Raw genomic sequence first — 20,594 nt, forward strand, 5'->3', positions numbered from 1 at the left:
CTCGTCGCGCACCGAACGGTCGTTGCGGCAGGATCGCAGCATGACGGCCGGGCAGGGATCGCGCAGGATCGCGTCGCTGACCGGTATCCGGACCGTGGCGGCGCTGGCCGTCTGTCTCACGCATGCGGCGTTCTGGACCGGCAACTACACCGACGACTTCGCCGGCCGGATCTTCGCGCGGTTCGAGGTCGGCGTCGCGATCTTCTTCGTGCTGTCCGGATATCTGCTGTTCCGGCCATGGGTTCGCGCCGCGGCCGAAGCGTCGACGACGCCAGGGGTTCGACGCTACTTCCCCCACCGCGCGCGGCGCATCCTTCCCGCGTACTGGATCGTCGTGACCGCGGTGTACGTGCTCTACGCCGTTGCGCCGCCCGGTGGAGTCGAGTCGGCCACCGGCAACGGCTGGTCGGGCTATCTGCGGAACATGACGCTGACCCAGGTCTACGGGATCGGCCACCTGCACAGCGGGCTGACGCAGATGTGGAGTCTTGCTGCCGAGGTCGTCTTCTACCTGGTGCTGCCGCTCATCGGTTGGGTGCTGGTGGTGGCGCTGTCGCGCCGGCGGTGGCGACCCGATCTGCTGATCGTCGGTTTGGGCGGGGTGATGCTGATCAGTCCGATCTGGTCGGTGGTGGTCGCTGGCAGTGATGGCGTCGATCTCACCGCGCGGCTGTGGGCTCCGGCATTCATCGGTTGGTTCGCGGGCGGGATGCTGCTCGCGGTCTGCACCCGTCTGGTCCGACGCTGGCCGGCGTCGTGGTCGGTGGGCATCGCGATCGGGGCCTTTGTGCTGTCCGGATCTGCCATCGCGGGCGAGCCGACCATCACCCCGACCACCGCGTCGGCGACCATCGTCAAACACCTTCTCTATCTCGTCGTCGCCGTCGGGCTGATCGGCCCGCTGGTTTTCGCCGGGCGTGACCTGTGGACGAGGTTGTGCGGGAGCGCACCGATGGTGTGGTTCGGTGAGATCTCCTACGAGTTCTTCCTCGTCCACGTGGTGGTGCTCGAGGTGATGATGGACGTCCTGAACTACGGCGTCTTCACCGGGTCGTGGCTGATCGCGTTCCTGGTCACGACGGCGGTGAGCACTCCGATCGCCTGGGGGCTGCACCGTGCCACCGCACCCCTGTGGCGTGCGCGGACGCCGGGGAGTGTCGTCGAGCCCGGGTAGCATTGTCGGCAGAGAAGGCGGGAGAAATTCATGGTCGACAACCGGTATCCGGGGCGGCGGTCGCGTGCGCGTTCGGCCAAGGAGATCCGCGCCTGGTGCGACGCGTCGCAGATGCCCGGCGACCGGCCCGACCTCTCCGACGTCGCCGCACTGCTGATCGCGTCGGGTTTCCTCACGCCGGGCGGACGGGCGATCTTTGTCCGTCGGGTCTCGTTGGGACTGCCCGTGCCGACGCTGCCCGCAGGCTTCGGTGACCTCCGCCGACTCCAGCGCGGGATCACGCAGCTCGAGAATCAGCTGGTCAGCCCGGTTGTTCCCGGCGTGGTCGGCGCGGTGATGCGCAATCGCCTGAACGGCCTGGTGCGGCGTCGGGAGGATGCACACAAGGCGATCGTCACCGCCAAGGGCGTGTTCGCCGGTGGCACGCGAGCCATTCGCCGGGAGCGCCGCGAGAACGTCTACCTCGAGATCGATGAGCGGGAGCGCCTGTTCTCGGGCCTGCTGTGTACGCCCACTCCCAACGTCAACGCGTCGAGTTACATGCGCCGGGCAGGTTCGGCGGCGATCGATCGGATCGCGGGTGTCGTCGGCGCTGTGGCCGCGAAGTCGGGCAGCCCGCAGGCCGAGACGTGGGCGGGTCAGATCCTCGGGGGCGGTCGGGAGCAGGCGGCACCGCAGGCACCGCGGGCGGCCGGATTCATCGACGGCTACGAGACGCTTCTCTACGTCGCCGGGCACTACTACGACCGCATCGTCCGCAATCCGGCCTGGCGCTCCGACCATTTCGAGGTGCAGCGCACCCAGGTGAACCTGCACGCCGAACTCGCCGAGATCGCGGCCGACGTCATCGCATTGCGTGCGGTCCGCATCGACCTCGACCGCGCGAAGCGCAACGGCGGGTTCGACAAGTCCTTCGCCGAGCAGATCGACCGTCGGGAAACCGTATTGCGACCGGTCTGGACCGAACTCATCGACCGCGTGCAGGCCCTCGCCGAAGTCGCGTTCGTCGTCGAGTCGGCCGCCGTCGAACTGCGCATCCTCGCCGAGTACAACAAAGCACTCACCATCGACGACCGCATCGACGAACTGATCGCCAGGTCGGGGGATCGAGAGATATCCGTCGACAACTCCAAGCGCCTCACCGAACAGGTACGCAGTGGCGAGGAGCAACTGCGGATCTACCGAGATGTCTTGCAGGGCAACATCGCGCGAATTTCTCCCGCTGCCGCACGCGAGCTTCCGGCTCGGTATGAACCCGCGCCAGGGCGGTCCGGAACCGGGGATCGGAGAAGCTGACGCGTCAGCGCGACCACGAACGCAGATAGTCCTTTTCGGTCGGCGTGAGCCGACGCAGCGTGTGCGCCTCGATGTCGACGACCGCCATCTGGGTGCTCGCGACACATGCCGGACGGCTGTCGGGCTCGGCGTCGGCTCCCCGGATCTCGTAGCCGATGGTGAAGTCGACGGATCGAAAACCCTTGATCCACATGGCGATTCGCAGTGGCGAATCGGCGTGGCGCAGTTGACTCTGATAGCGGATCTCGACGTGGACGATCATCGCGCTCTGGATCAGCGGGGCGTACTCCTCGCCGGCACTGAGGAGCCACGCGATGCGCGCCTCTTCCATCAACGTGACCATGCGCGCGTGATTGATGTGGCCGAAGGCGTCCATGTCCGACCATCGGACGTCGACCTCTGCGACGAACGCGAAACCGCTGCTGTCTTGTGTCGCCACTGGTCTGGATGTCCTTTGTGTGATCGCAAACTCGATTGTGGGCCTTCTCGCGGTCGGCTATCCGCGGGTAGTCTGTCACCCTATAAGTGGTCTGTCCGCTGGGGGGCGCGCGGCCGCGTGTCGTGAGATCGGACCGACGGAGCACGTGTCTGAAACGGGGTAGGAGAAAACCGCATGGCGAGGCGTTGGATCGCAGTCGTTGCCGGGGTCGTTGCTGCGCTGTTGACGGCACCTGTGGCCGCACATGCCGCGCCCACGCCGACGGCGCGGATCGCGAAGTCGGTGAAACTGAGTGCCCTGCGGACCGACATCTGGGTGTACTCGCCGGCGATGAAGCAGCGGGTGAAGCTTTCGGTGCTCACGCCGGCCGGAGCGTCGGGTCCCCGTCCGACCGTCTACATGCTTGATGGCGCAGGTGCCGAAGGCGACGTGAGCGACTGGATCACCAAGGGTCGTGCGGGCCGTTTCTTCGCCGACAAGAACGTCAACGTCGTTCTTCCGACCGGCGGCAAGGGGAGCTTCTACACCGACTGGCAGAAGAACGACCCCAAGCTCGGTAAGCCCATGTGGGAGACGTTCCTCGCCAAGGAACTCCCCGCGCTGGTCGACAAACGCTTCAACGGCACCGGCCGCAACGCGGTGATCGGCTTGTCGATGGGCGGTCAGGCTGCCTTCGCGCTCGCCATTCGCCATCCGTCGCTGTACCGGGGTATCGCGTCGTTGTCGGGCTGCCCGCCGGTGTCGGGGCTCGCGAACGAAGCGTATGTCCGCACCACCGTCGGACGTGACGGCGGCGACGCCACCAACATGTGGGGGCCGTTCGGCTCGAAGGGTTGGCGTGCGCACGACCCGAGCCTGCACCTCGACGCCCTGCGCGGGAAGCAGATCTTCATCTCGGCCGGTTCCGGGGCCGTCGGCCCGCTGGACCTGCAGCGCCGGGTGGAGCCCGACGAGGGGCCGCGTGAGGCCGTCACCGCGTCGTCGTCGGCCCTTGAGCTCGGCGCCTACCGCTGCTCGTTGGAGTTCGCACTCACGATGCGTGCCGCCGGCGTCAACTACACCGACGGATTCCGTCTGATCGGCACTCACACCTGGGCGTACTGGGAACAAGACCTCCCCGCCCTGTGGCCGGTCATCTCGCGCGGGCTCTACAGCTGACCCGGCCACCGCTCCCGGACCCCACCACCGCTCCCTGAGGTGCGAGGAGCGCAAGCGACGAGCCTCGAAGGGCGCAGCGAGATGGCATTGTCATCGCACCACGGGCTCGCAGGCTCGCGTCTAGCCAGCGGTGGAACTCACAGCGTGAGGGGGCTGATCTCAGCCCCGCCGCCCGTCCCAGGATTCGGCGAACGCGAGGAACACGTCGTCCTCCTCCGGGTTGGTGACCGTCACTCGAACGCCGTCACCGGCGAACGGGCGGACCACCACTCCTGCCTCGACGCATGCGGTCGCGAAGTCGATGGCTGCATCGCCGAGGTCGAGCCAGACGAAGTTGGCCTGCGAGTCGGGTACGCGATAGCCCGCTTCGCGCAGACGCGCGGTCACTCGTTCGCGTTCGGCGACGACGCTGTCGGTGCGCGCCAACAACTCGTCGGCCGCCGCGAGACTGGCGAGCGCTGCCTGTTGGGCCACGCTGTTCACCGAGAAGGGCACGTGCACCTTGCCGAGGGCGGTGATCACCTCGGGCGTCCCGACGGCATATCCGACGCGGAGCCCGGCCAGCCCGTATGCCTTCGAAAAGGTGCGCAGCACAACAAGATTCGGGAACTCCCGACGCAGGTCGAGGGCGTCGTAGTGTTGCGATTCCGGTAGCCGCATGTACTCGAAGTACGCCTCGTCGAGGGCGACGATGATGTCCGACGGCACGGTCTGCAGGAAGGTGCGCAAGTCGTCGGCTTCGACGACGGTGCCGGTCGGATTGTTCGGATTGCAGACGAAGATCAGCCGTGTGCGGTCGGTGATGGCGTCGGCCATCGCCTTCAGGTCGTAGACGCGGTCTCCGGTGAGCGGTACTTGCACCGGCGTCGCACCGGCCACCCGCGTCGCAAGCGGGTACGTCTCGAACGAGCGCCAGCCGAAGATCACCTCGTCGCCCGGCCCGCTGGTGATGAGAATCAGGTTCTGGCAGAGGATCACCGAGCCGCAGCCCACCTGGATCTCGTCCTCGGTCACACCGAGCTGCTTCGCCAGTGTCGCGGTGAGCTCGACCATCCCGTTGTCGGGGTAGCGATTGACCGACGCGGCCGCGGCGCCGATGGCGTCGAGCACGCTGGGGAGCGGGCCCTGGGTCACCTCGTTGCTGGCCAGCTTCACCGCGCCCGGAAACGTCTTGCCCGGCACGTAGACGGGGAGGTCGTCGAGGTCAGGGCGGATGCGCAGCGTCACCCGTCCAGGGTAGGGGTCGACGAGAACGACCCACAAAGCGGTGGGTATCGGAGTCCTCGCTCTACTGGTTTGCTTCCCGGTGCGCCGAGTGTGTAACCTTTCGCTTCGGCAAGTTCGAAAGGACTCCGCTGGGAGGCGTGCCAGAGCGGCCGAATGGGACTCACTGCTAATGAGTTGTCTCACTAAAATGGGACCGGAGGTTCAAATCCTCTCGCCTCCGCCGCATCGCAGGCGCCACCCGCGATGGACAACTGAACAGCTATAACTGAAGACCACGCGCCCGTAGCTCAACGGATAGAGCATCTGACTACGGATCAGAAGGTTTGGGGTTCGAATCCCTACGGGCGCACGGAGAAGCCCCGTGGAACGCGCTGTGTTCCACGGGGTTTCTGCTTTCTCGACGTCGTCGTGCGCCGCTCCGTCACCGGTCTCGCGATCAAGACCGTTGTGAATTTTCTTCACTGACCTCTCGCGAATGCGGCGAATCGCTGTTCTACTGGAGCACGGGGGTTCCAGGCTGCTCGACCACGCATTCCCTAGCGAAAGGTCTCCATCGTGATCCCAGCTCCTGTGGCAAAACTCGCTGCCGAACTCTTCGGCACGTTCTGGCTCGTCTTCGGTGGCTGTGGTTCGGCCATCTTCGCTGCGAAACAGGTTGCCCAATCCGACAATGGCGCAACCACTTTCCAAGTCGGCATCGGATACCTGGGTGTCGCGCTCGCGTTCGGGCTCACGGTGGTGACCATGGCCTACGCGGTCGGCCACATCTCGGGCGGTCACTTCAATCCGGCGATCAGCCTTGGTGCTGCGGTCAGTGGCCGCCTTCCATGGAAGGATGTGCCAGGCTACTGGATCGCACAGGTTGCGGGCGGTCTGTCGGCCGGCTTGATGCTCTGGATCATCGCCAGCGGCAAGGAAGGCTTCGAGCGGAAGGGGTCGATGGCCGCCAACGGCTACGGCGACCATTCGCCCGACGGATACGGTCTGGTCTCCGTGCTGATCGCGGAGATCCTCCTGACGGCGTTCTTCCTCATCGTCATCCTCGGCGTCACCGACGCAAAGGCGCCGGCCGGATTCGCTCCACTTGCAATCGGCTTGACGCTGACCCTGATTCACCTCATCTCGATCCCGATCAGCAATACGTCCGTGAATCCGGCCCGCTCGACCGGAGTCGCGTTCTTCAACGGCAACGGTGCGCCCGCCCAACTATGGCTCTTCTGGGTGGCGCCGCTCGTCGGCGGGGCGATCGGCGGATTGATCTACGTGACTCTGTTCGCGAAAGAGGGCAGCGAGGACACCCAGTCCGAACTTGCCTGAACGGAGCACCTGCACGTCAAAGCGGACCCGGGTGCCACTTTGGACAGATGACCCACTGGGTCTTGCCCAATGAGTCGTTTTTGTGTGAAGGTGTCTTCAGTTCGCGCTCGTGAACGATGGTGGCCCTGGTCAGGGGGTTGCCGCCCCCCGCGTGGGGTGGGGGCGGCAGCACGGCCCGATGGTCTGCGACAACGGAGTCGATGACCATCACCACGCCACACGGCGCGTGACAGCTCGGCCGTATAGGCCTGACACCCGCGGGCGCATGGGGGTCCCGCGGGTGTCGCATCATCTCAGGGTCCCGCCGCGTGCCCGGCAGAATCGGACACCGGCTGACAGAATCTCCGGTCATGGAGTTGCTCATCCTCGTCCTGGTCGGGGCGATCATCGTGACCGCCGCCGCCGACCGGAGGGGCATGCAGCCGGCGCTGATCATCGTGCTGATCGCGCTGGGCGTGTCGTTCATCCCGGGTCTCCCGCAGGTCGAGCTGGATTCGGACATCTTGCTCACCGTCGTCCTGCCACCGCTGCTGTACTCGGCGGCGCTCGGGTTCTCCTTTCCCAACTTCCTGCGCAACATCAAGCCGATTCTCGGTCTCGGTGTCGCGATGGTGGTCATCACCGCGTTCGCGGTCGGCGCGGTCGCCGCGTTGCTGGTCCCCGAGTTCACCTTCTTGCTCGCGCTGCTCCTCGGCGCGATCGTGGCGCCGCCCGACGCCGTGACCGCGGTCGCCATCGGCCGCAAGCTCGGGCTTCCCAAACGCCTGATGGCGATCCTGACGGGCGAGAGTCTCGTCAACGACGCAGCGGCGCTCTCGCTGTTCGCGATCGCCATCTCGCAGATCGCCAACACCCACGCCTTCATCGACAACCCACTTCTGCTGTTCGGGTACAACGCACTGTTGGGCCCCGTCGTCGGGGTCGTGCTAGGCCTGGTCACCCTGTGGATTCGTCGCCATCTACGCAACCCGGCTCTCGAAACCGTGCAGGGTTTCGTGGTGCCGTTCGCGGCATTCCTCGCGGCCGAGCACCTGCACGCATCGGGTGTGTTGGCGGTCGTCATCGCCGGTTTCGTCGTCGGCTCGGGTTCGGTGCACGCCGGCTACCAGACACGACTGCAGGAACGCTATGTCTGGAACTCGGTGGATGTGCTGCTCGAGGCCTTCGTCTTCGCCTACATCGGCCTACAGCTGCGTTTCATCATCGAGGACCTGCGCGAGGCCCGCGAGTCCCTCGTGCAGATCGGCGTCGCGTCGTTGCTGGTTCTCGCGGTGGTCCTGGTGATCCGACCGATCTGCGTGTTCGCGATGTTCGGGCGCGGGGTGGTGAGTCGTCGGCTCGGGGAAGGCATGGGCGGCGTGCAAGTGCATGCCAACCCCCGACGACCCGCGGCCGCCCGCAGCACCCGGACCACCAAGACCCGGTGGGCGCGACTGCGCGAGCGCATCGACAACCGGCCGTTGACCTGGCAGGAGGCCACGGTCGTGGCGTGGACGGGTATGCGCGGTGTGGTCACCCTCGCGGCCGCCTCCGGTATCCCGGTCACTCTGGAATCGGGTGAACCATTCCCCGAACGCTCGGCCATCCAGGCGATCGCGTTCGTCGTGGCGGTGGGCACCATTCTGATCCAGGGCCCGACCCTGCCGTGGCTCATCGGACGCCTTCACCTGCACAACGAAGACGAGGAACGCTACGACCACGAACAGACCGAACGGGCCGAACGCATCGTGCAGATCGCGGCCCAGGTGGTGATCGACGACTTCGTGAAGAACCCGCCTGCGGGCCTCGACAACGCGACCGTCGACTACATCAAGGAGACGGTGGCGCGGCAATCGCGGGACGTCGAAGAAATGCCCGACCCCGACGCGCACACGGCCCGCACGGACGCGTTCGCCGCTTTGTACCGCGACGTGCTCTTGGCCCAGCGCGACTCGCTGGTGGAGAACCGCGACGCCGGCGCGGTCGAGGACGAAGCCGTGCGGGCGATGCTCGAGCGGCTCGACCTGCAGGAAGCCGGCCTGTCGTCGCGCCTGGAGAGCCGATTCTGACCGATCACCGCGTGACCGGTCCAGCGCATGACGCCGTACTGTCGAAGACATAGGCATCGATGACGCTCGGACCTGGAGGACTCGGACGAATGGGACAACCGCACGACCCGACGAGGTCTTCGGAGTCGTCCGACGACCAGGGTCGGAGTGCGAGCGACGACTACCGCGGTGACCTGAAGCAGTTCTATCCCCCTCTGGGCTACACACCGGACGGCACGCCGCGGTTCTGGCCCGGCGCTGCGCCGCCGCGTCGGGGAACTCGACGGGGTCAGGAAGCGATCACCTCGACGCCCGACGAGGCGTCGGCGTCACCCACCTCGACCTCGACCGCTGCGACGCCGGCGTCATCGAGATCCGCATCCAGCGTCCCGTCGGTTCGGAGCACGGCGTTCACCGTCGTCGCCCTGTTCGCCGCGGTGGTCGTGGTATTGCTCGTCGCAATGGCCTTCTTCCGCGACGACCCCGATTCCGACACGACGGCCGCCGATCAGCCGACCTTCACCGCCGAATACCCCACCCGTGTACCGACACTCAACCCGCGTTCGACGCCGCGCCCGTCCGGAGTCCCGACCCGACCCCGCTCACCGTCGGGCATCGACCCCAGCGGCCACGAAGTCGTCTACCAGGTGACGATCGAGGGCACCGGCACCATCCTCTACGTCGATTCCCTCGGCTTGCGGACCGAATTCTCCCCACCGGCCACCTGGAGAATCGCCTTCACCGGTGGCTACAACCCACTGCGGCTGATCGTGGTCGTCGGCAGCGGCAGCAGTGCCACCTGCACCATCACCGTCGACGGCGAGACCATCGTCAGCGACGAGGTCAGCCCGTCGTCGACCAAACGCAGCGCCTCCTGCATCGCCTGACGAGTGGTCCGGGGCACAATTGTGCTGCTCACTTGGATTGAGCTTGTCGAAATCACCTGCACATCAGTTGTGTGGAATCGGTTCCTGGTCGCTACCGTAGGAGGGTGAGTTCTCCGCAAGCAGCCCCCCAGACCGCGACACCCACCGGTGAGTACCGGACGATGCTGACGTGGCGGGGCGAAGGAACCGACCGCCTCGAGCAGGTTCGCCTTCATGTCAACGGCACACGGATCAAGGCCTACGGCCGGATCATCGCCGCCGCCACCGACACCCACGAGGCGTTCTCCGCGTCGTACGAGCTGGTCACCAACGATTCCGGTGTGACCAAGCGACTGTCCATCCACCTCGTCCAAGTGAGTGGGGAAACCCAGTTCGCCATCAACCGTGACGAAGAGGATCACTGGCTGGTGCACTCACCGAGCGGCGAATCGATTCGCAGCGACTTCGGGGGCGCGCAAGACGTGGACCTGGCCCTTTCGCCGATGTTCAACGCGCTGCCCATCCGACGCCTCGGCCTTTCCGCCGGCAGCGGTGCCGCAGTCGAGGTTCCCGTCGTGTACGTGTACCTCCCGCAGGGCACCGTGGAGCCGGCCACCCTCAGCTACACGCCGAAGGCCGACGGTGTCGGCGTGGTCTCACCGGTCGCGAACTCCACGCTCTCGGTCGACGAGAACGGGTTCGTGATCGACTACCCCGGCCTGGCCACCCGCGTCTGAGCCGACCCGCCCACCGAAGAGTTGCCCTCCGCTGGCTGAGGTGCTCGAGGCGCTAGCCGAGAGCCTCGAAGCCCTGGTGAGACGACAATGTCAACCCACCCAAACCCGACCCGCATGGGCCTGGCGTCGGAATTCGTGCTGCCAGCCGTCGTCACCGACCTCGGCGCCGGTGATGGCCTTCACCGCGCCGTTCGCCATCTCCTCGTAGGCGATGCGCGCGCGGTGCCCATCGTCGATGAGTACCTCCACGGTGCCCTTGTCCCGGAGGTCGTCGCGAGCCGCGATCAGGCGGTCGATCGTTTCGCTCAACACGTTGAGAACGGCAATTCGATTGGCCTCCACCATCGCTCGCTGCAATGCGGGTGCGCTCCCGGCCACGCGCGTGCCGTCACGAAAGCTCCCAGCGGCCAGACGTAGTGCCAAGCCGCTTTCGCCTGCGCCCACCGCCGCGGTGGCGGCCGCCGTCAGATGAGGCAGATGCGAGATCGCGGCGACCGCACGATCGTGTGCGTCGGCCGCCGCAGGAACCACCCGGGCGCCGGTCGCGAGCGCCATGGTCGCGACTGCGAGCCAGTCCCGTGCCGGTGTGGCGTCGTCGGTCGTGACCATCCACATCGCGTCGACGAAGAGGCTCGGGTCGGTCGCCGACCACCCCGACCGGCTCGTTCCCGCCATCGGATGTCCACCCACGTAACGCGCGTTCGGATGCAGTCGCGCCACGATCTCTGCGACCTCCTGCTTGACGCTGATCACGTCGGTGAGCAGGGCGTCGGGTGCGAGGTCGGCGATCGCCGACACCAACGGTTCGATCGTGGTGACCGGGGTTGCGAGCACGATCATGGCGTCCGACTCGGCGGCGCGGCGCAGCGTCGCATCCAGATCCGAGGAAGCCTGGTAACCGTCGCGGACGGCGTCGTCGACCGTCTGCGTCGAACGGTTGTAGCCGAAGGCCTGGTGCCCCGCGTCGTGCAGGACGCGAAGCAGCGATCCTCCGATCAGCCCTAGGCCCAGCACGCAGACGGGTGGGAGCGGTTCGGGCGCGGCAGTATTGGGATCACTCACCTGGACAGATTCCCATATCGCGATCGGCGTCTGCCGAGGACTTGGGCGGTTCGCCGTTTACGGCTACCGTGACCTGCATGGCTGGTGCCGGCGCGCAGAAGACGGGCTCGAACACGCAGAACGACGATGACATCGACGGTTTTGCCATAGCCGTGGTTCGCGAGGACGGTGCGTGGAAGGTCACCGCGATGAAACACGCCGCGTTGGGGGATCTCTCCGACGCCGAACGTCAACTTCGTGAGTTGCGCGCAGCGGGTGCGGTGTTCGGCCTGCTCGACGTCGACGACGAGTTCTTCATCGTCGTCCGCCCGGCGCCTGGCGGTGCGCGGTTGTTGATCTCCGACGCCACCGCAGCGCTCGACTACGACGTCGCCGCCGATGCGCTCGACGCGCTGGACGTCGACGTCCCCGACCTCGACCCGGATGACCTCGACGACATCGACCCGTGGGAGGAGGGCGACCTCGGGCTGCTCGCCGACCTGGGTCTGCCCGACGCGGTGATGAGTGTGATCGTCGGGGACACCGACCTGTACGCAGACGAGCAGATCGGCATGATCGCCGCGCGACTCGGGTTTGCCGACGAGCTCTCCAAGGTTCTCGACTCCCTCGGCCACTGACGGCCCGGAGATGGGTGAGCAGGTGAGCCCGCCGATCTGGGAGTCCATGATGGTGTGTGCGCTCGACGCGGCGGCCGACGCCGGGCCCGATGACGTTCCGATCGGAGCGGTGGTATTCGATCCGAACGGGATCGAACTCGCTCGTGCAGCCAACCGCCGCGAAGCCGACGCCGACCCGACCGCGCACGCCGAGATCCTCGCCCTGCGAGCCGCCGCCGCGGCGTTCGGGGACGGGTGGCGCCTTCCGGGCTGCACGATCGCCGTGACCGTCGAACCTTGCACGATGTGTGCCGGGGCCATCACCCTGGCGCGGGTCGATCTGCTCGTGTTCGGGGCGTGGGAGCCCAAGACCGGGGCGGTCGGATCCCTCTGGGATGTGGTCCGCGACCCGCGTCTGAGTCATCGTCCGCAGGTGCGCGGAGGTGTCCTCGAGGAGCAGTGCCGCGCGCTGATGGTCGGATTCTTCACCGACCGCCGGGATGCGCCACCGGCCGATTAGCCGCCTCGGGGTTGGACTCAGGGAAATCTCCGTGACCGCTCCCGATGCGGACACCGCGCACCGGCTGGCAATCTTGAGTCCAGAACCCCCGACGAGGAGTACAAGATGAGTGAGTCTGCCGACAAGATCAAAGATGTCGTCGACACCGCAGTGGCCAAGATCGACGAATTCGTCGAGAGCGGCAAGATCCAAGATGCCCTCGGCGTCGCGCGCGAGAAGGTCGAGGCGTTTGTCGACAACGACCGCGTACAAGAGGTGATCACGGTCACCCGCCAGAAGGCCGGCGAGGTCGCCGACAAGTTCAGCGGGCGATGATCCAGTGCGCTGACCTGCGATTCTGGGCAGCTCTGCCGTGCTGTGGCATGGTGGGTATCGGGGGAGTGACTCCCTCGTGGCCTTTCGCGTCCAGCAGCGGCGCGTGAGCAGGCCCGATGTTCGATTCCGGGTGGCAATCGGCTGCGCCGGACCTCACTCGAGGAGGATCAGATGGCAATCTCTGACGATGCGAAGAACAAGGCCGAGGAACTGAAGGGCCGTGGCAAGGAAGCCACCGGCAGCCTGACGGGCGACGAGGACCTCAAGAACGAGGGCAAAGCCGATCAGGGTGTGGCGCAGGGCAAGCAGAAGATCGCCGACGCTGCCGACGCCGTCAAGGGCAAGGTCGACGACGTCAAGGACAAGCTGACCGGCAACTGAAGGCAATCAGGCCGCTCTGACCAGCCAATTTAAGGCTGGACGCGAGCTGCGGTACAGTCTTCCGCGGTGGCGTGTCCGAGCGGCCGAAGGTGCAGCACTCGAAATGCTGTGTGCGGTAACCCCGTACCGAGGGTTCAAATCCCTCCGCCACCGCCACAGGCACCCTCCCACTTATCTGGTGGGAGGGTGCTTTGTTCTTCGGTGCGATGTCGTGGCCAACAATCGCTCGCGACGAGGGCCGATCCGCGATGATGTGGTGGACGCTGTACCGCCGGTCGGTGGGTTCGGTTCGGTGAAGTAGGAGGCACGGAATGCTCAGCTCGGTGTTCCGGATCGCAGGGGTGGTAGTACTCGCGGTTCTCGCTGTCGTGTCGGTGGTTGCGACCGTGCTCGGAGCATGGCAGTGGATCTTCGCGGCCGTCGTTCTCGTGCCACTGGCGGCACTGGGTCTCACGATCTGACGCAGCGGCGGCACTCGCTGCTGCGCAATTATCCGATCGTCGGGCGGATGCGATTTCTGCTCGAAGCCGTCCGACCGGAGCTTCAGCAATACTTCATCGAACGCAACTTCGACGGACGGCCCTATGATCGCGACGTCAGGTCGCTGATCTACGAACGTGCCAAAGGGACTACGTCGGACGTGGCGTTCGGCACCGAACGCGACATCGACGCCGACGGCTACGAATACCTGGTCCACTCCGCGGCGCCGCTGATCCCACCCGACGCGCCGTTCCGGGTGCGCGTCGGCGGGCCCGACTGCACACAGCCCTACGACATGGCACTGCTCAACGTCTCATCCATGAGCTTCGGTGCGCTCTCCGGAAATGCGTTGCGCGCCTTGAACAATGGCGCGCGCAAGGGTGGCTTTGCGCATGAGACGGGTGAAGGTGGACTCACCCCCTATCATCTCGGCGGCGCGGATGTGATCTGGGAGATCGGATCCGGCTACTTCGGGACCCGCGCCGCAGACGGGCGCTTCGATCCGCGCCAGTTTGCCGACAAGGCGGCCACCGAACAGGTGAAAGGCATCCTGGTGAAACTGAGCCAGGGTGCAAAGCCCGGCATCGGCGGGGTGCTGCCCGCGGCCAAGGTGACCGAGGAGATCGCTCGCTATCGCGGGATACCGGTCGGCGAGAAGTGCGTGAGTCCGCCGGCACATTCGGCATTCTCGACGCCGCGAGAACTGATCTTCTTCATTGCACAACTTCGAGAACTCGCCAACGGCAAGCCGATTGGGTTCAAGTTGTGCCTGGGTTCGCGGGTGGATGTGCTCGCCATCTGCAAAGCGATGCTGGCCGAGGACATCACCCCGGACTTCATTGTCGTCGACGGTGCCGAGGGCGGCACGGCCGCAGCGCCGCCGGAGTACGGGGATCACGTCGGATTGCCCCTGACCGACGGACTGATGACCATGCACAACGCCCTGGTGGGGACCGGCCTGCGGGACCGAATCCGCTTGGGCGCCAGCGGAAAGGTGGCCTCCGGGAACGACATCGTCAAACGGCTGATCCAAGGTGCCGACTACACCAACGCCGCTCGCGCCATGATGATGGCGGTCGGCTGTATCCAGTCGCAGCGATGTCACACCAACCACTGCCCGGTCGGCGTCGCCACTCAGGACGCGCGGCGGGCGCGCGCTCTGGACGTCGAGGACAAGAGCGAACGGGCCTACCGGTACCAGAAGGCCACCGTCGCCCAGGCGATGCGGCTGATGGCGTCGATGGGCGTCAGCGACCTGTCCCAGCTGTCGCCGCACCTGCTGCGCAAGCGGGTGTCGCCGACCGAACAGCGGACGTACGCCGAGATCTACGAGTGGCTGAGTCCGCGCCAGTTACTGGTGGAGACGCCGCCGACCTGGCTCGACGACTGGATGCGTGCCAACCCGGATTCGTTTACGCCGACCGGACTGATCCGGGCGTGACGCCCGCACTCCTCGGATCTGCGACCTACCCGCTGACGTCGGCGATCGTGGAGCGGGAAGATTCGTCTGCTGATTGAGTAGGCGAGCCCCTCAGGGCGAGTCATAACGAATTCGGGTGAGATTTCTAAGTCCGCACGTCGTGGTCACCGACAATCTCGACTCACGAGGTTTCGATACGCGCGCGCTCGCAGGCTCGCGCGTCGCTACTCAACCAGCAGGTGATTCGCGCAGGTCAGGAGGCCTAAGGCAGTACTCTTCGAGTCGGAAATCGACGCGTCATTGCCTCAAACGCGTCTCGGGGCTGGGCTTCCCGCAACATCAAGGCGTCGCAGCGAACGCAGCGGCGAGATCGATGCGGAGCCAGCCGCCGTCGGCGCCGGCCTGGTCGAGCGGATAGCCCGAGCCGATCGCGGTGCGCGTCAGGATTGCCAAGCGTTGGGCATCTGACAACCCGGGGAACCGCGTCCGCAGCAGTGCCGCCGCGGACGCCGGGATGGCGTTGCGCTGACCGGGCGCGATCCGTCCGAATCCGAACGTCATCATCCCTCGGTGTTCGGTGACGGCTGCGTTGGTGCTCAGGTAGGGCCGGTCGGTCGCGATGAATCTCGACAACGGCATACCGACGGCGCGTTCCAGTGCACCGCGAAGTTGGGTGCCGGCCTGCCTGATCAGTGATGCGAAACCAGGGTCGGTCAGCCTGGCGGCGACGATGTCGGTGGCCATGATCCGCCCACCCATCACATCGAGCGGGTAGTGAACTCCGAGCACCATGCGGCTGCGTCCGATCTCACCGGCGCGAGCGATGATCTGCGGACCCAGCTCGGGCAGCCAGTAGGCCAGCAATGCACCCTTCCAGTAGCCCATGCTCGTGTGGCCCGACGGGTAGGAGCCGTTGTTGCGCAACTCCGCGTACAGGTGCCCGCCGGGACGGTCGTAGCGGCGGATGCTCGACGGCGCCACCACAAACGGGCGTGGGTTGTCGAAGTACTCCTTCTCCAACAGCGTCGTTCCGAGAGGCACTCCCACGCGCGCGGTGTCACCCTTCACGAGCGCCGCGACCTTGGGCAGTTGGCCGCCCGCAATGAGCTTGCGGAACGTGGCACCGAGCTTGGCTCCCAACGCCACCGACAACGACTCGAGCCGGTCGTCGTAGTTGATCGCGATGGCGTCGGCCTGTTGCGCGGCGGTCGCGGAGTTGTTGGTGCGCTGCACGATTCGCAGGTTCTGCGCGATGATGTCGGGTCGGTGCGCCCGCAGGTACGAGAAGCCGTCCAGGACGGGGATGTAGGTGCCGCCCGGAGGAATGTCGGACGGGTACGGTCCGAGGAGCTGCGCAGTGCTGAATCGGCTCGGCGCCGCGACCGGAGCTGCGACCGCTGAGCCGACGGCGGGTACCGCCAGCGCGATCACCGCGAGGATGGAGACGACGACGGACCGGATGCGCGTGGCGATCATGGTTGGTGATCCTTCCGTCCCGACACCGCCGCGCACAAGCCCCGACGACGACCTTCGGGTGTGAGCACCGTCAGGACGTCAGATGTTCACCGGCCGGACGCGTTCTCTACAGCACCTTCTCGATCGCACCGGAGAGTTTGTCCGGTGTGGTGGTCGGTGCGAAGCGATCGACCACGTTGCCATCGCGGTCGACGAGGAACTTCGTGAAGTTCCACTTGATCCGCCCGCCCAGAAGTCCCTTCTTCTGCGTGCGAAGCCACTCGTAGAGCGGGTGGGCGTGCGGACCGTTCACGTCGATCTTCGCGAACATCGGGAAAGTCACGTCATAGGTGAGTGAGCAGAAGTTCTTGATCTCGTCGGCGTCGCCGGGCTCCTGGTGCCCGAACTGATCGCACGGGAAACCCAACACGCGCAGACCCTGGTCGGAGTACTCGCGGCTCAGCTTCTCGAGTCCCTCGTACTGCGGGGTGAAACCGCACTTCGACGCGGTGTTCACCACCAGCAGCGGCAGGCCCGTGAAGGTCGAGAGTGGGACGGGTTTGCCGTCGATGTCGTCGGCGGTGAAGTCGTAGGCAGTGCTCACGTGACCAACTTTCGGTGAGGATTGGCGACCCATCATTCTGCACGAGACTTCCGCGTCAGGACGCTGCCGCTGCGTCGTCGAGCCCGATGTCGGGTAGTGCCACCACACGCAGCGCCCCGCGCAGCTGCTCGGTTGTGCCCGACCATCGTTCGAGTTCGGTCTGCGCGAAGGCCGCCTCCTCGGCGTCGGGTGATCTGGTCGCATGCCGACGCCAACTGAGACATTGGTATTGGCAGAACTCGACCAGATCGACCAAGAGGTCTGCGTTGCCGTTGCACAGGCGGGCGACCTCGATCGGACTCAGTGTCGTTGCGTCGGGATCGAGCTGGATGAGGACTCGTAGCTGCGCAGGAGTCTCGTCAGGGTCTCCTTCGGCGTCGTCCGCGTCGTCGTTGCCGGACTCGAGGAGCTCGATCAGGAGCGGGACCTGTTCGCTGAGGAACTCGCGCCAATTGCCCAGTGCCGAAATGAGATTGGCGGGATGGAAGACCGTCGCTTCCAGGACGAGCTGGGCGTAGATGTGGCGTCCGCGAGGGACGAGAGTGATGTAGGGATTCAGGTGTCGCTGTTCGGCGACGACCTTGGTGGCATGCGTCGGGTCGGAGATTCGGTGTGTCAGGGGAGCCGACAGGATGAGGCGAGGAACCTCCGGATCGATGTGCAGCCACGTCGGTACCGGTTCGGTCGCGATCGGGATGTCGTTGTCATTGTCGTCGAAGTTGATGGGCTCATCGGTTGCGTTCTCGATCACGCCGATCACCAGTGTGCGGAGGTGTTCGGAATCCCGCACGCGTACACCGACTTCGACGACCGGTTCCAGAACGGGGGTCGACGATCCGTCGGGGTCGGCGAGGAACGACGGGTCGATGACGCGGTAGACCTCGCGCAAGGTGGTGACCACCAGCGTCGCCACCTCGTCGACCCGATCGTCGTACCGTTCCACGAGAAAGGAGTCGTCGTTGAGGAGCCGCCAACCGATGCGCCGCAGTGCGGTCATGTTGTGGGTGAGTACGTGGTTGTCTTCGGAGAACACCGACATGACGTCGACCGTGACCCGGATTCGCTTGGCTGCCGTTCGTGTGACGCGAATGTCGTACGTTGCTGTGCAAAGGTTTTCGTCGTTGCCGATCGTGAACGTCTGGCCCGGTAGCAGGTCCCCGATGCGATCGGCGAGTCGTCCGCGGTACTGCTGCCATGCCTTCTCGACAGGTGTGTCGAATCCGTCTTCACTCATGGTGGCCCCCTGCCGGTGGTTGTGGTCCTTGACCGGACAGTAAACGTGGGCGATGACGGATACGGGCCGCCGAGTCGAGTTGTCCACAGGCAGACGCGGATGTGGATGGCGGTCAGCGTCGCATCGTCGGCACCGCGTGCGTTCGGGTGGCGGTGTCGATCGCACGAGCCGCGTCGGCGACAACAGCGGCAAGGTGATCGGTGCCAACGATGCGCGCACCGCTCATATCACCCGTTCTGGCAAGGTGACTCGCGGCGATGTCGGCCGCTTCGGTGGCGCCCGCCAGCACGATCTCGGGTGCTCGGAACAACACCGCAGACCCGACGTCGATCGCGTCGACGACGGCCGCCTGCTGGTGCGTTCGTGGCCGTGCCAGGGGTGGCGGGTTCTCGACGATCGGCGCATTGAGGGCATCGACGATCTGGGCGCGGCCGGCGTTGAACGCGCGCTGCACCCTGACAGACCCCGCCCCGGATCTCGCGACGTCGAGTACATGCAGCATCTCGACGATGGCCACCTCGAGGGCGTTCTGTGCCCGTGGCAGAACAAGATTCAGATCATTGCCGATGATCCCGGACATCGCGGATCGCGCCGGCGAGGTCACCGAGGTGAGTGCGATACCGGTCGCACGATCACGGGACCCGGTGCGCTGTTGCGCGTCGATGAATACTCGGGGAGCGCCGACGATCGCAGTCGGAACGTCGACGACGAAGTCGATGATATGCGGGCAGATGAGTGCGCAGTACTTGAGTTGGTTGCCGACAACGGCCGACGCGATGGCGCCGGGTGGTGGAACCGGTGCGTCGAGTGTCTGAGCCGCCCCGGCCGGCTGAGGCGCGAGCACCGCCAGAGTCGCGAATGCGGCCACCACCAAGGTGGTCTTCCGGCGCATCGTCATGCCAGCCTCCCGAGAGTCGGTTCGGAGTGTGGCCAAGTGTGCGATCTGTGAACTGAAGAGAAGCTGAAGTCAGTGGTCGCTTTCGGCGAGCGCGCGGAGATGTACCGACGCCCACGTCCGGAACGGTCGCCACGCCCGCGAGACCTCTGCGACGGTGCTACCCGGTCCGTACAGCTTCACGACCTGCGCTTCGAGCCGCTTCTCCCGCTCGGGAACCGCATCGGGTGCGTTGGCGCCCCGCAGGACGATCAGCCCCGACGCGAAGGGCCCGATCCCGGTGATCGTACGCACGGACTCGATCGCTGAGTCTGCCGGCATGGCGCGCAGGGTGGCGGTGTCCAGGCGCCCGTCGAGCGCCGCGGCGGCAACGGCATGCAGATACTCGGTCTTGCGCCCGGGCAGGTCCAGGTCGAGCGCAGCCAGTCGGGTGGGTGTGGGAAAGGCGCCGTCGTCGCCGTAACGGTCGGTGATCTGCTTTCTCAGCCGGGCCGCCTCGGGGATCCGCAGCCGTTGAGACAACACCGCCCATGCCGCCGCCTCGTACGCTGAGTGGAAGCCGCACGGCCGGAACCCCGGGAGCGCTTGCTGCGCACGGCCGATCACCGGATCGCGGACGCCCACCTCCGGCCAACCGCGTGCGTCGACGTCGAGCGACAGGAACCGTGCGACTTGTTCGGTCGCGGCGTCGAGGTCGCCATCACCTCCGACGGAGATCTCGGCGACGCCACCGTACTGGGTGACGCTCGCGTGCGCAGCCGACCAATCCGCGTCGACACGGAACGTGGTGGTCAGTGCGTCGTCGTCCTGTTGTGCGGCGAGGGCTGCGGGTGTGAAACCTTCCCAGAACCGCCTGCTCACAGGCAGCGACCATGGGCCGAGGACTTCGCGGCTTGTTGTGAGAGAGCTCATGTTGGTGTCCATGCTGTCGACGGGTTGCCACCAAGTTAGGACTCGGGGGTGACATTCGTGCCGTGTCGGCGCGCCAGGTCACGTACGGTCGGGGAATGATCGACCATCTGGCCCTGCAATGCGCCGACCCTGAGGCGTCGCTCGGATTCTTCACGCACGTGTTCGGTGCGCTCGGCGTCCACGAGGCGATGCGCATCGACGGTCCGGATGGCGCGGTCCTGGCGCTCGGCGGGCCCGATGGCTTTCCGAAGCTGTGGTTCGGCCCGCTGGTCGACAGCGGTAACCGCCCGGTGCATCTGGCGCTCACCGCGCCGAGCCGTGCCGCAGTCGACGAGGTGTATCGGGCCGCCGTCGCATCCGACGTCGAAGTTCTGCACGCGCCGCGTATCTGGCCTGAGTACCATCCAGGCTATTACGCTGTCTTCCTACGTGATCCGGACGGAAACAACGTCGAAGCCGTTCATCACACCTTCGGCTGA

Annotated in this window: 20 protein-coding genes, 3 tRNA genes and 1 pseudogene; 16 read left to right on the forward strand and 8 right to left on the reverse strand. The window is 66.0% G+C overall.

Annotated elements, in window-relative coordinates; genetic code table 11:
* Nucleotides 1–40: 40 nt before the first annotated feature.
* Together MKW15_RS12370 and MKW15_RS12375 are read left to right on the forward strand one after the other, a co-directional pair.
* Nucleotides 41–1,174, forward strand: coding sequence for an acyltransferase family protein (locus tag MKW15_RS12370; protein WP_240857984.1), 1,134 nt, complete (start codon nucleotides 41–43; stop codon nucleotides 1,172–1,174).
* A gap of 30 nt (nucleotides 1,175–1,204) precedes the next feature.
* Nucleotides 1,205–2,470: a hypothetical protein gene (locus tag MKW15_RS12375; protein ID WP_240857921.1), complete on the forward strand. Its 1,266-nt coding sequence runs from the start codon at nucleotides 1,205–1,207 to the stop codon at nucleotides 2,468–2,470.
* Between the two features lie 4 nt (nucleotides 2,471–2,474).
* On the opposite strand, the gene MKW15_RS12380 is transcribed toward MKW15_RS12375, so the two are convergent.
* Nucleotides 2,475–2,909, reverse strand: coding sequence for an acyl-CoA thioesterase (locus MKW15_RS12380; protein WP_308221043.1), 435 nt, complete (start codon nucleotides 2,907–2,909; stop codon nucleotides 2,475–2,477).
* A 174-nt stretch (nucleotides 2,910–3,083) separates the two neighbouring features.
* On the opposite strand from MKW15_RS12380, the gene MKW15_RS12385 reads away from it, so the two are divergent.
* Nucleotides 3,084–4,067 carry an alpha/beta hydrolase gene (locus MKW15_RS12385; RefSeq protein WP_240857922.1) on the forward strand — a complete coding sequence of 328 codons (984 nt, stop codon included), beginning with the start codon at nucleotides 3,084–3,086 and terminating at the stop codon, nucleotides 4,065–4,067.
* Between the two features lie 159 nt (nucleotides 4,068–4,226).
* Here the strand turns inward: MKW15_RS12385 and hisC are convergent, their stop codons facing one another.
* Nucleotides 4,227–5,294 carry a histidinol-phosphate transaminase gene (gene hisC / locus MKW15_RS12390; RefSeq protein WP_240857923.1) on the reverse strand — a complete coding sequence of 356 codons (1,068 nt, stop codon included), beginning with the start codon at nucleotides 5,292–5,294 and terminating at the stop codon, nucleotides 4,227–4,229.
* 131 nt (nucleotides 5,295–5,425) lie between these two features.
* Here hisC and MKW15_RS12395 point away from each other — a divergent pair.
* The 6 genes from MKW15_RS12395 to MKW15_RS12420 all read left to right on the forward strand — a co-directional run bounded on the left by MKW15_RS12395 (nucleotide 5,426) and on the right by MKW15_RS12420 (nucleotide 10,241).
* Nucleotides 5,426–5,514: transfer RNA gene (locus MKW15_RS12395), tRNA-Ser, on the forward strand.
* A gap of 56 nt (nucleotides 5,515–5,570) precedes the next feature.
* Nucleotides 5,571–5,643: transfer RNA gene (locus MKW15_RS12400), tRNA-Arg, on the forward strand.
* A gap of 206 nt (nucleotides 5,644–5,849) precedes the next feature.
* Complete coding sequence (gene aqpZ / locus MKW15_RS12405; protein WP_374247031.1) at nucleotides 5,850–6,611, forward strand: aquaporin Z; 762 nt, start codon at nucleotides 5,850–5,852, stop codon at nucleotides 6,609–6,611.
* A 350-nt stretch (nucleotides 6,612–6,961) separates the two neighbouring features.
* Nucleotides 6,962–8,659: a cation:proton antiporter gene (locus tag MKW15_RS12410; protein WP_240857924.1), complete on the forward strand. Its 1,698-nt coding sequence runs from the start codon at nucleotides 6,962–6,964 to the stop codon at nucleotides 8,657–8,659.
* Nucleotides 8,660–8,748: 89 nt separating this feature from the next.
* Nucleotides 8,749–9,525, forward strand: a complete 777-nt coding sequence (locus MKW15_RS12415) for a hypothetical protein (RefSeq protein ID WP_240857925.1) — start codon at nucleotides 8,749–8,751, stop codon at nucleotides 9,523–9,525.
* Nucleotides 9,526–9,686: 161 nt separating this feature from the next.
* Nucleotides 9,687–10,241 (forward strand): putative glycolipid-binding domain-containing protein, encoded by a 555-nt coding sequence (locus MKW15_RS12420; protein ID WP_240858005.1) that lies wholly within the window; start codon nucleotides 9,687–9,689, stop codon nucleotides 10,239–10,241.
* Between the two features lie 90 nt (nucleotides 10,242–10,331).
* Here MKW15_RS12420 and MKW15_RS12425 read toward each other — a convergent pair whose 3' ends face one another.
* On the reverse strand, nucleotides 10,332–11,303 hold the full coding sequence (locus MKW15_RS12425) for a prephenate dehydrogenase (RefSeq protein ID WP_240857926.1): 972 nt from the start codon (nucleotides 11,301–11,303) through the stop codon (nucleotides 10,332–10,334).
* 77 nt (nucleotides 11,304–11,380) lie between these two features.
* Here MKW15_RS12425 and MKW15_RS12430 point away from each other — a divergent pair, with 77 nt between their 5' ends.
* The 6 genes and pseudogenes from MKW15_RS12430 (at nucleotide 11,381) to MKW15_RS12455 (ending at nucleotide 15,036) form a co-directional block, all read left to right on the forward strand.
* A complete protein-coding gene (locus tag MKW15_RS12430; protein WP_240857927.1) occupies nucleotides 11,381–11,920 on the forward strand; it encodes a tRNA adenosine deaminase-associated protein in 540 nt (179 codons plus the stop codon).
* Between the two features lie 22 nt (nucleotides 11,921–11,942).
* On the forward strand, nucleotides 11,943–12,419 hold the full coding sequence (locus MKW15_RS12435; protein ID WP_240857928.1) for a nucleoside deaminase: 477 nt from the start codon (nucleotides 11,943–11,945) through the stop codon (nucleotides 12,417–12,419).
* 105 nt (nucleotides 12,420–12,524) lie between these two features.
* Entirely contained in the window at nucleotides 12,525–12,734 is a 210-nt protein-coding gene (locus MKW15_RS12440; RefSeq protein ID WP_240857929.1) for a hypothetical protein, read from the forward strand.
* A 171-nt stretch (nucleotides 12,735–12,905) separates the two neighbouring features.
* Nucleotides 12,906–13,115: a CsbD family protein gene (locus tag MKW15_RS12445; RefSeq protein WP_240857930.1), complete on the forward strand. Its 210-nt coding sequence runs from the start codon at nucleotides 12,906–12,908 to the stop codon at nucleotides 13,113–13,115.
* Nucleotides 13,116–13,180: 65 nt separating this feature from the next.
* Nucleotides 13,181–13,271: transfer RNA gene (locus MKW15_RS12450), tRNA-Ser, on the forward strand.
* 155 nt (nucleotides 13,272–13,426) lie between these two features.
* Nucleotides 13,427–15,036: pseudogene (locus MKW15_RS12455) on the forward strand (FMN-binding glutamate synthase family protein).
* Between the two features lie 318 nt (nucleotides 15,037–15,354).
* Here the strand turns inward: MKW15_RS12455 and MKW15_RS12460 are convergent.
* The 5 genes from MKW15_RS12460 to MKW15_RS12480 all read right to left on the reverse strand — a co-directional run bounded on the left by MKW15_RS12460 (nucleotide 15,355) and on the right by MKW15_RS12480 (nucleotide 20,115).
* The gene (locus MKW15_RS12460) at nucleotides 15,355–16,491 is read right to left on the reverse strand and encodes an acid phosphatase (protein WP_240857931.1); all 1,137 of its coding nucleotides are present in this window, start codon (nucleotides 16,489–16,491) and stop codon (nucleotides 15,355–15,357) included.
* Between the two features lie 106 nt (nucleotides 16,492–16,597).
* A complete protein-coding gene (locus tag MKW15_RS12465; protein WP_308221044.1) occupies nucleotides 16,598–17,074 on the reverse strand; it encodes a glutathione peroxidase in 477 nt (158 codons plus the stop codon).
* 55 nt (nucleotides 17,075–17,129) lie between these two features.
* On the reverse strand, nucleotides 17,130–18,308 hold the full coding sequence (locus MKW15_RS12470) for a TY-Chap domain-containing protein (protein ID WP_240857932.1): 1,179 nt from the start codon (nucleotides 18,306–18,308) through the stop codon (nucleotides 17,130–17,132).
* 112 nt (nucleotides 18,309–18,420) lie between these two features.
* Nucleotides 18,421–19,206, reverse strand: a complete 786-nt coding sequence (locus tag MKW15_RS12475; RefSeq protein WP_240857933.1) for a hypothetical protein — start codon at nucleotides 19,204–19,206, stop codon at nucleotides 18,421–18,423.
* Nucleotides 19,207–19,275: 69 nt separating this feature from the next.
* Nucleotides 19,276–20,115, reverse strand: a complete 840-nt coding sequence (locus tag MKW15_RS12480; protein WP_240857934.1) for a DNA-3-methyladenine glycosylase family protein — start codon at nucleotides 20,113–20,115, stop codon at nucleotides 19,276–19,278.
* A 95-nt stretch (nucleotides 20,116–20,210) separates the two neighbouring features.
* Between MKW15_RS12480 and MKW15_RS12485 the strand changes: the two genes are divergently transcribed.
* Nucleotides 20,211–20,594, forward strand: a complete 384-nt coding sequence (locus MKW15_RS12485) for a VOC family protein (RefSeq protein ID WP_240857935.1) — start codon at nucleotides 20,211–20,213, stop codon at nucleotides 20,592–20,594.

Source organism: Gordonia gummivorans (assembly GCF_022513585.1).
GTDB lineage: Bacteria > Actinomycetota > Actinomycetes > Mycobacteriales > Mycobacteriaceae > Gordonia.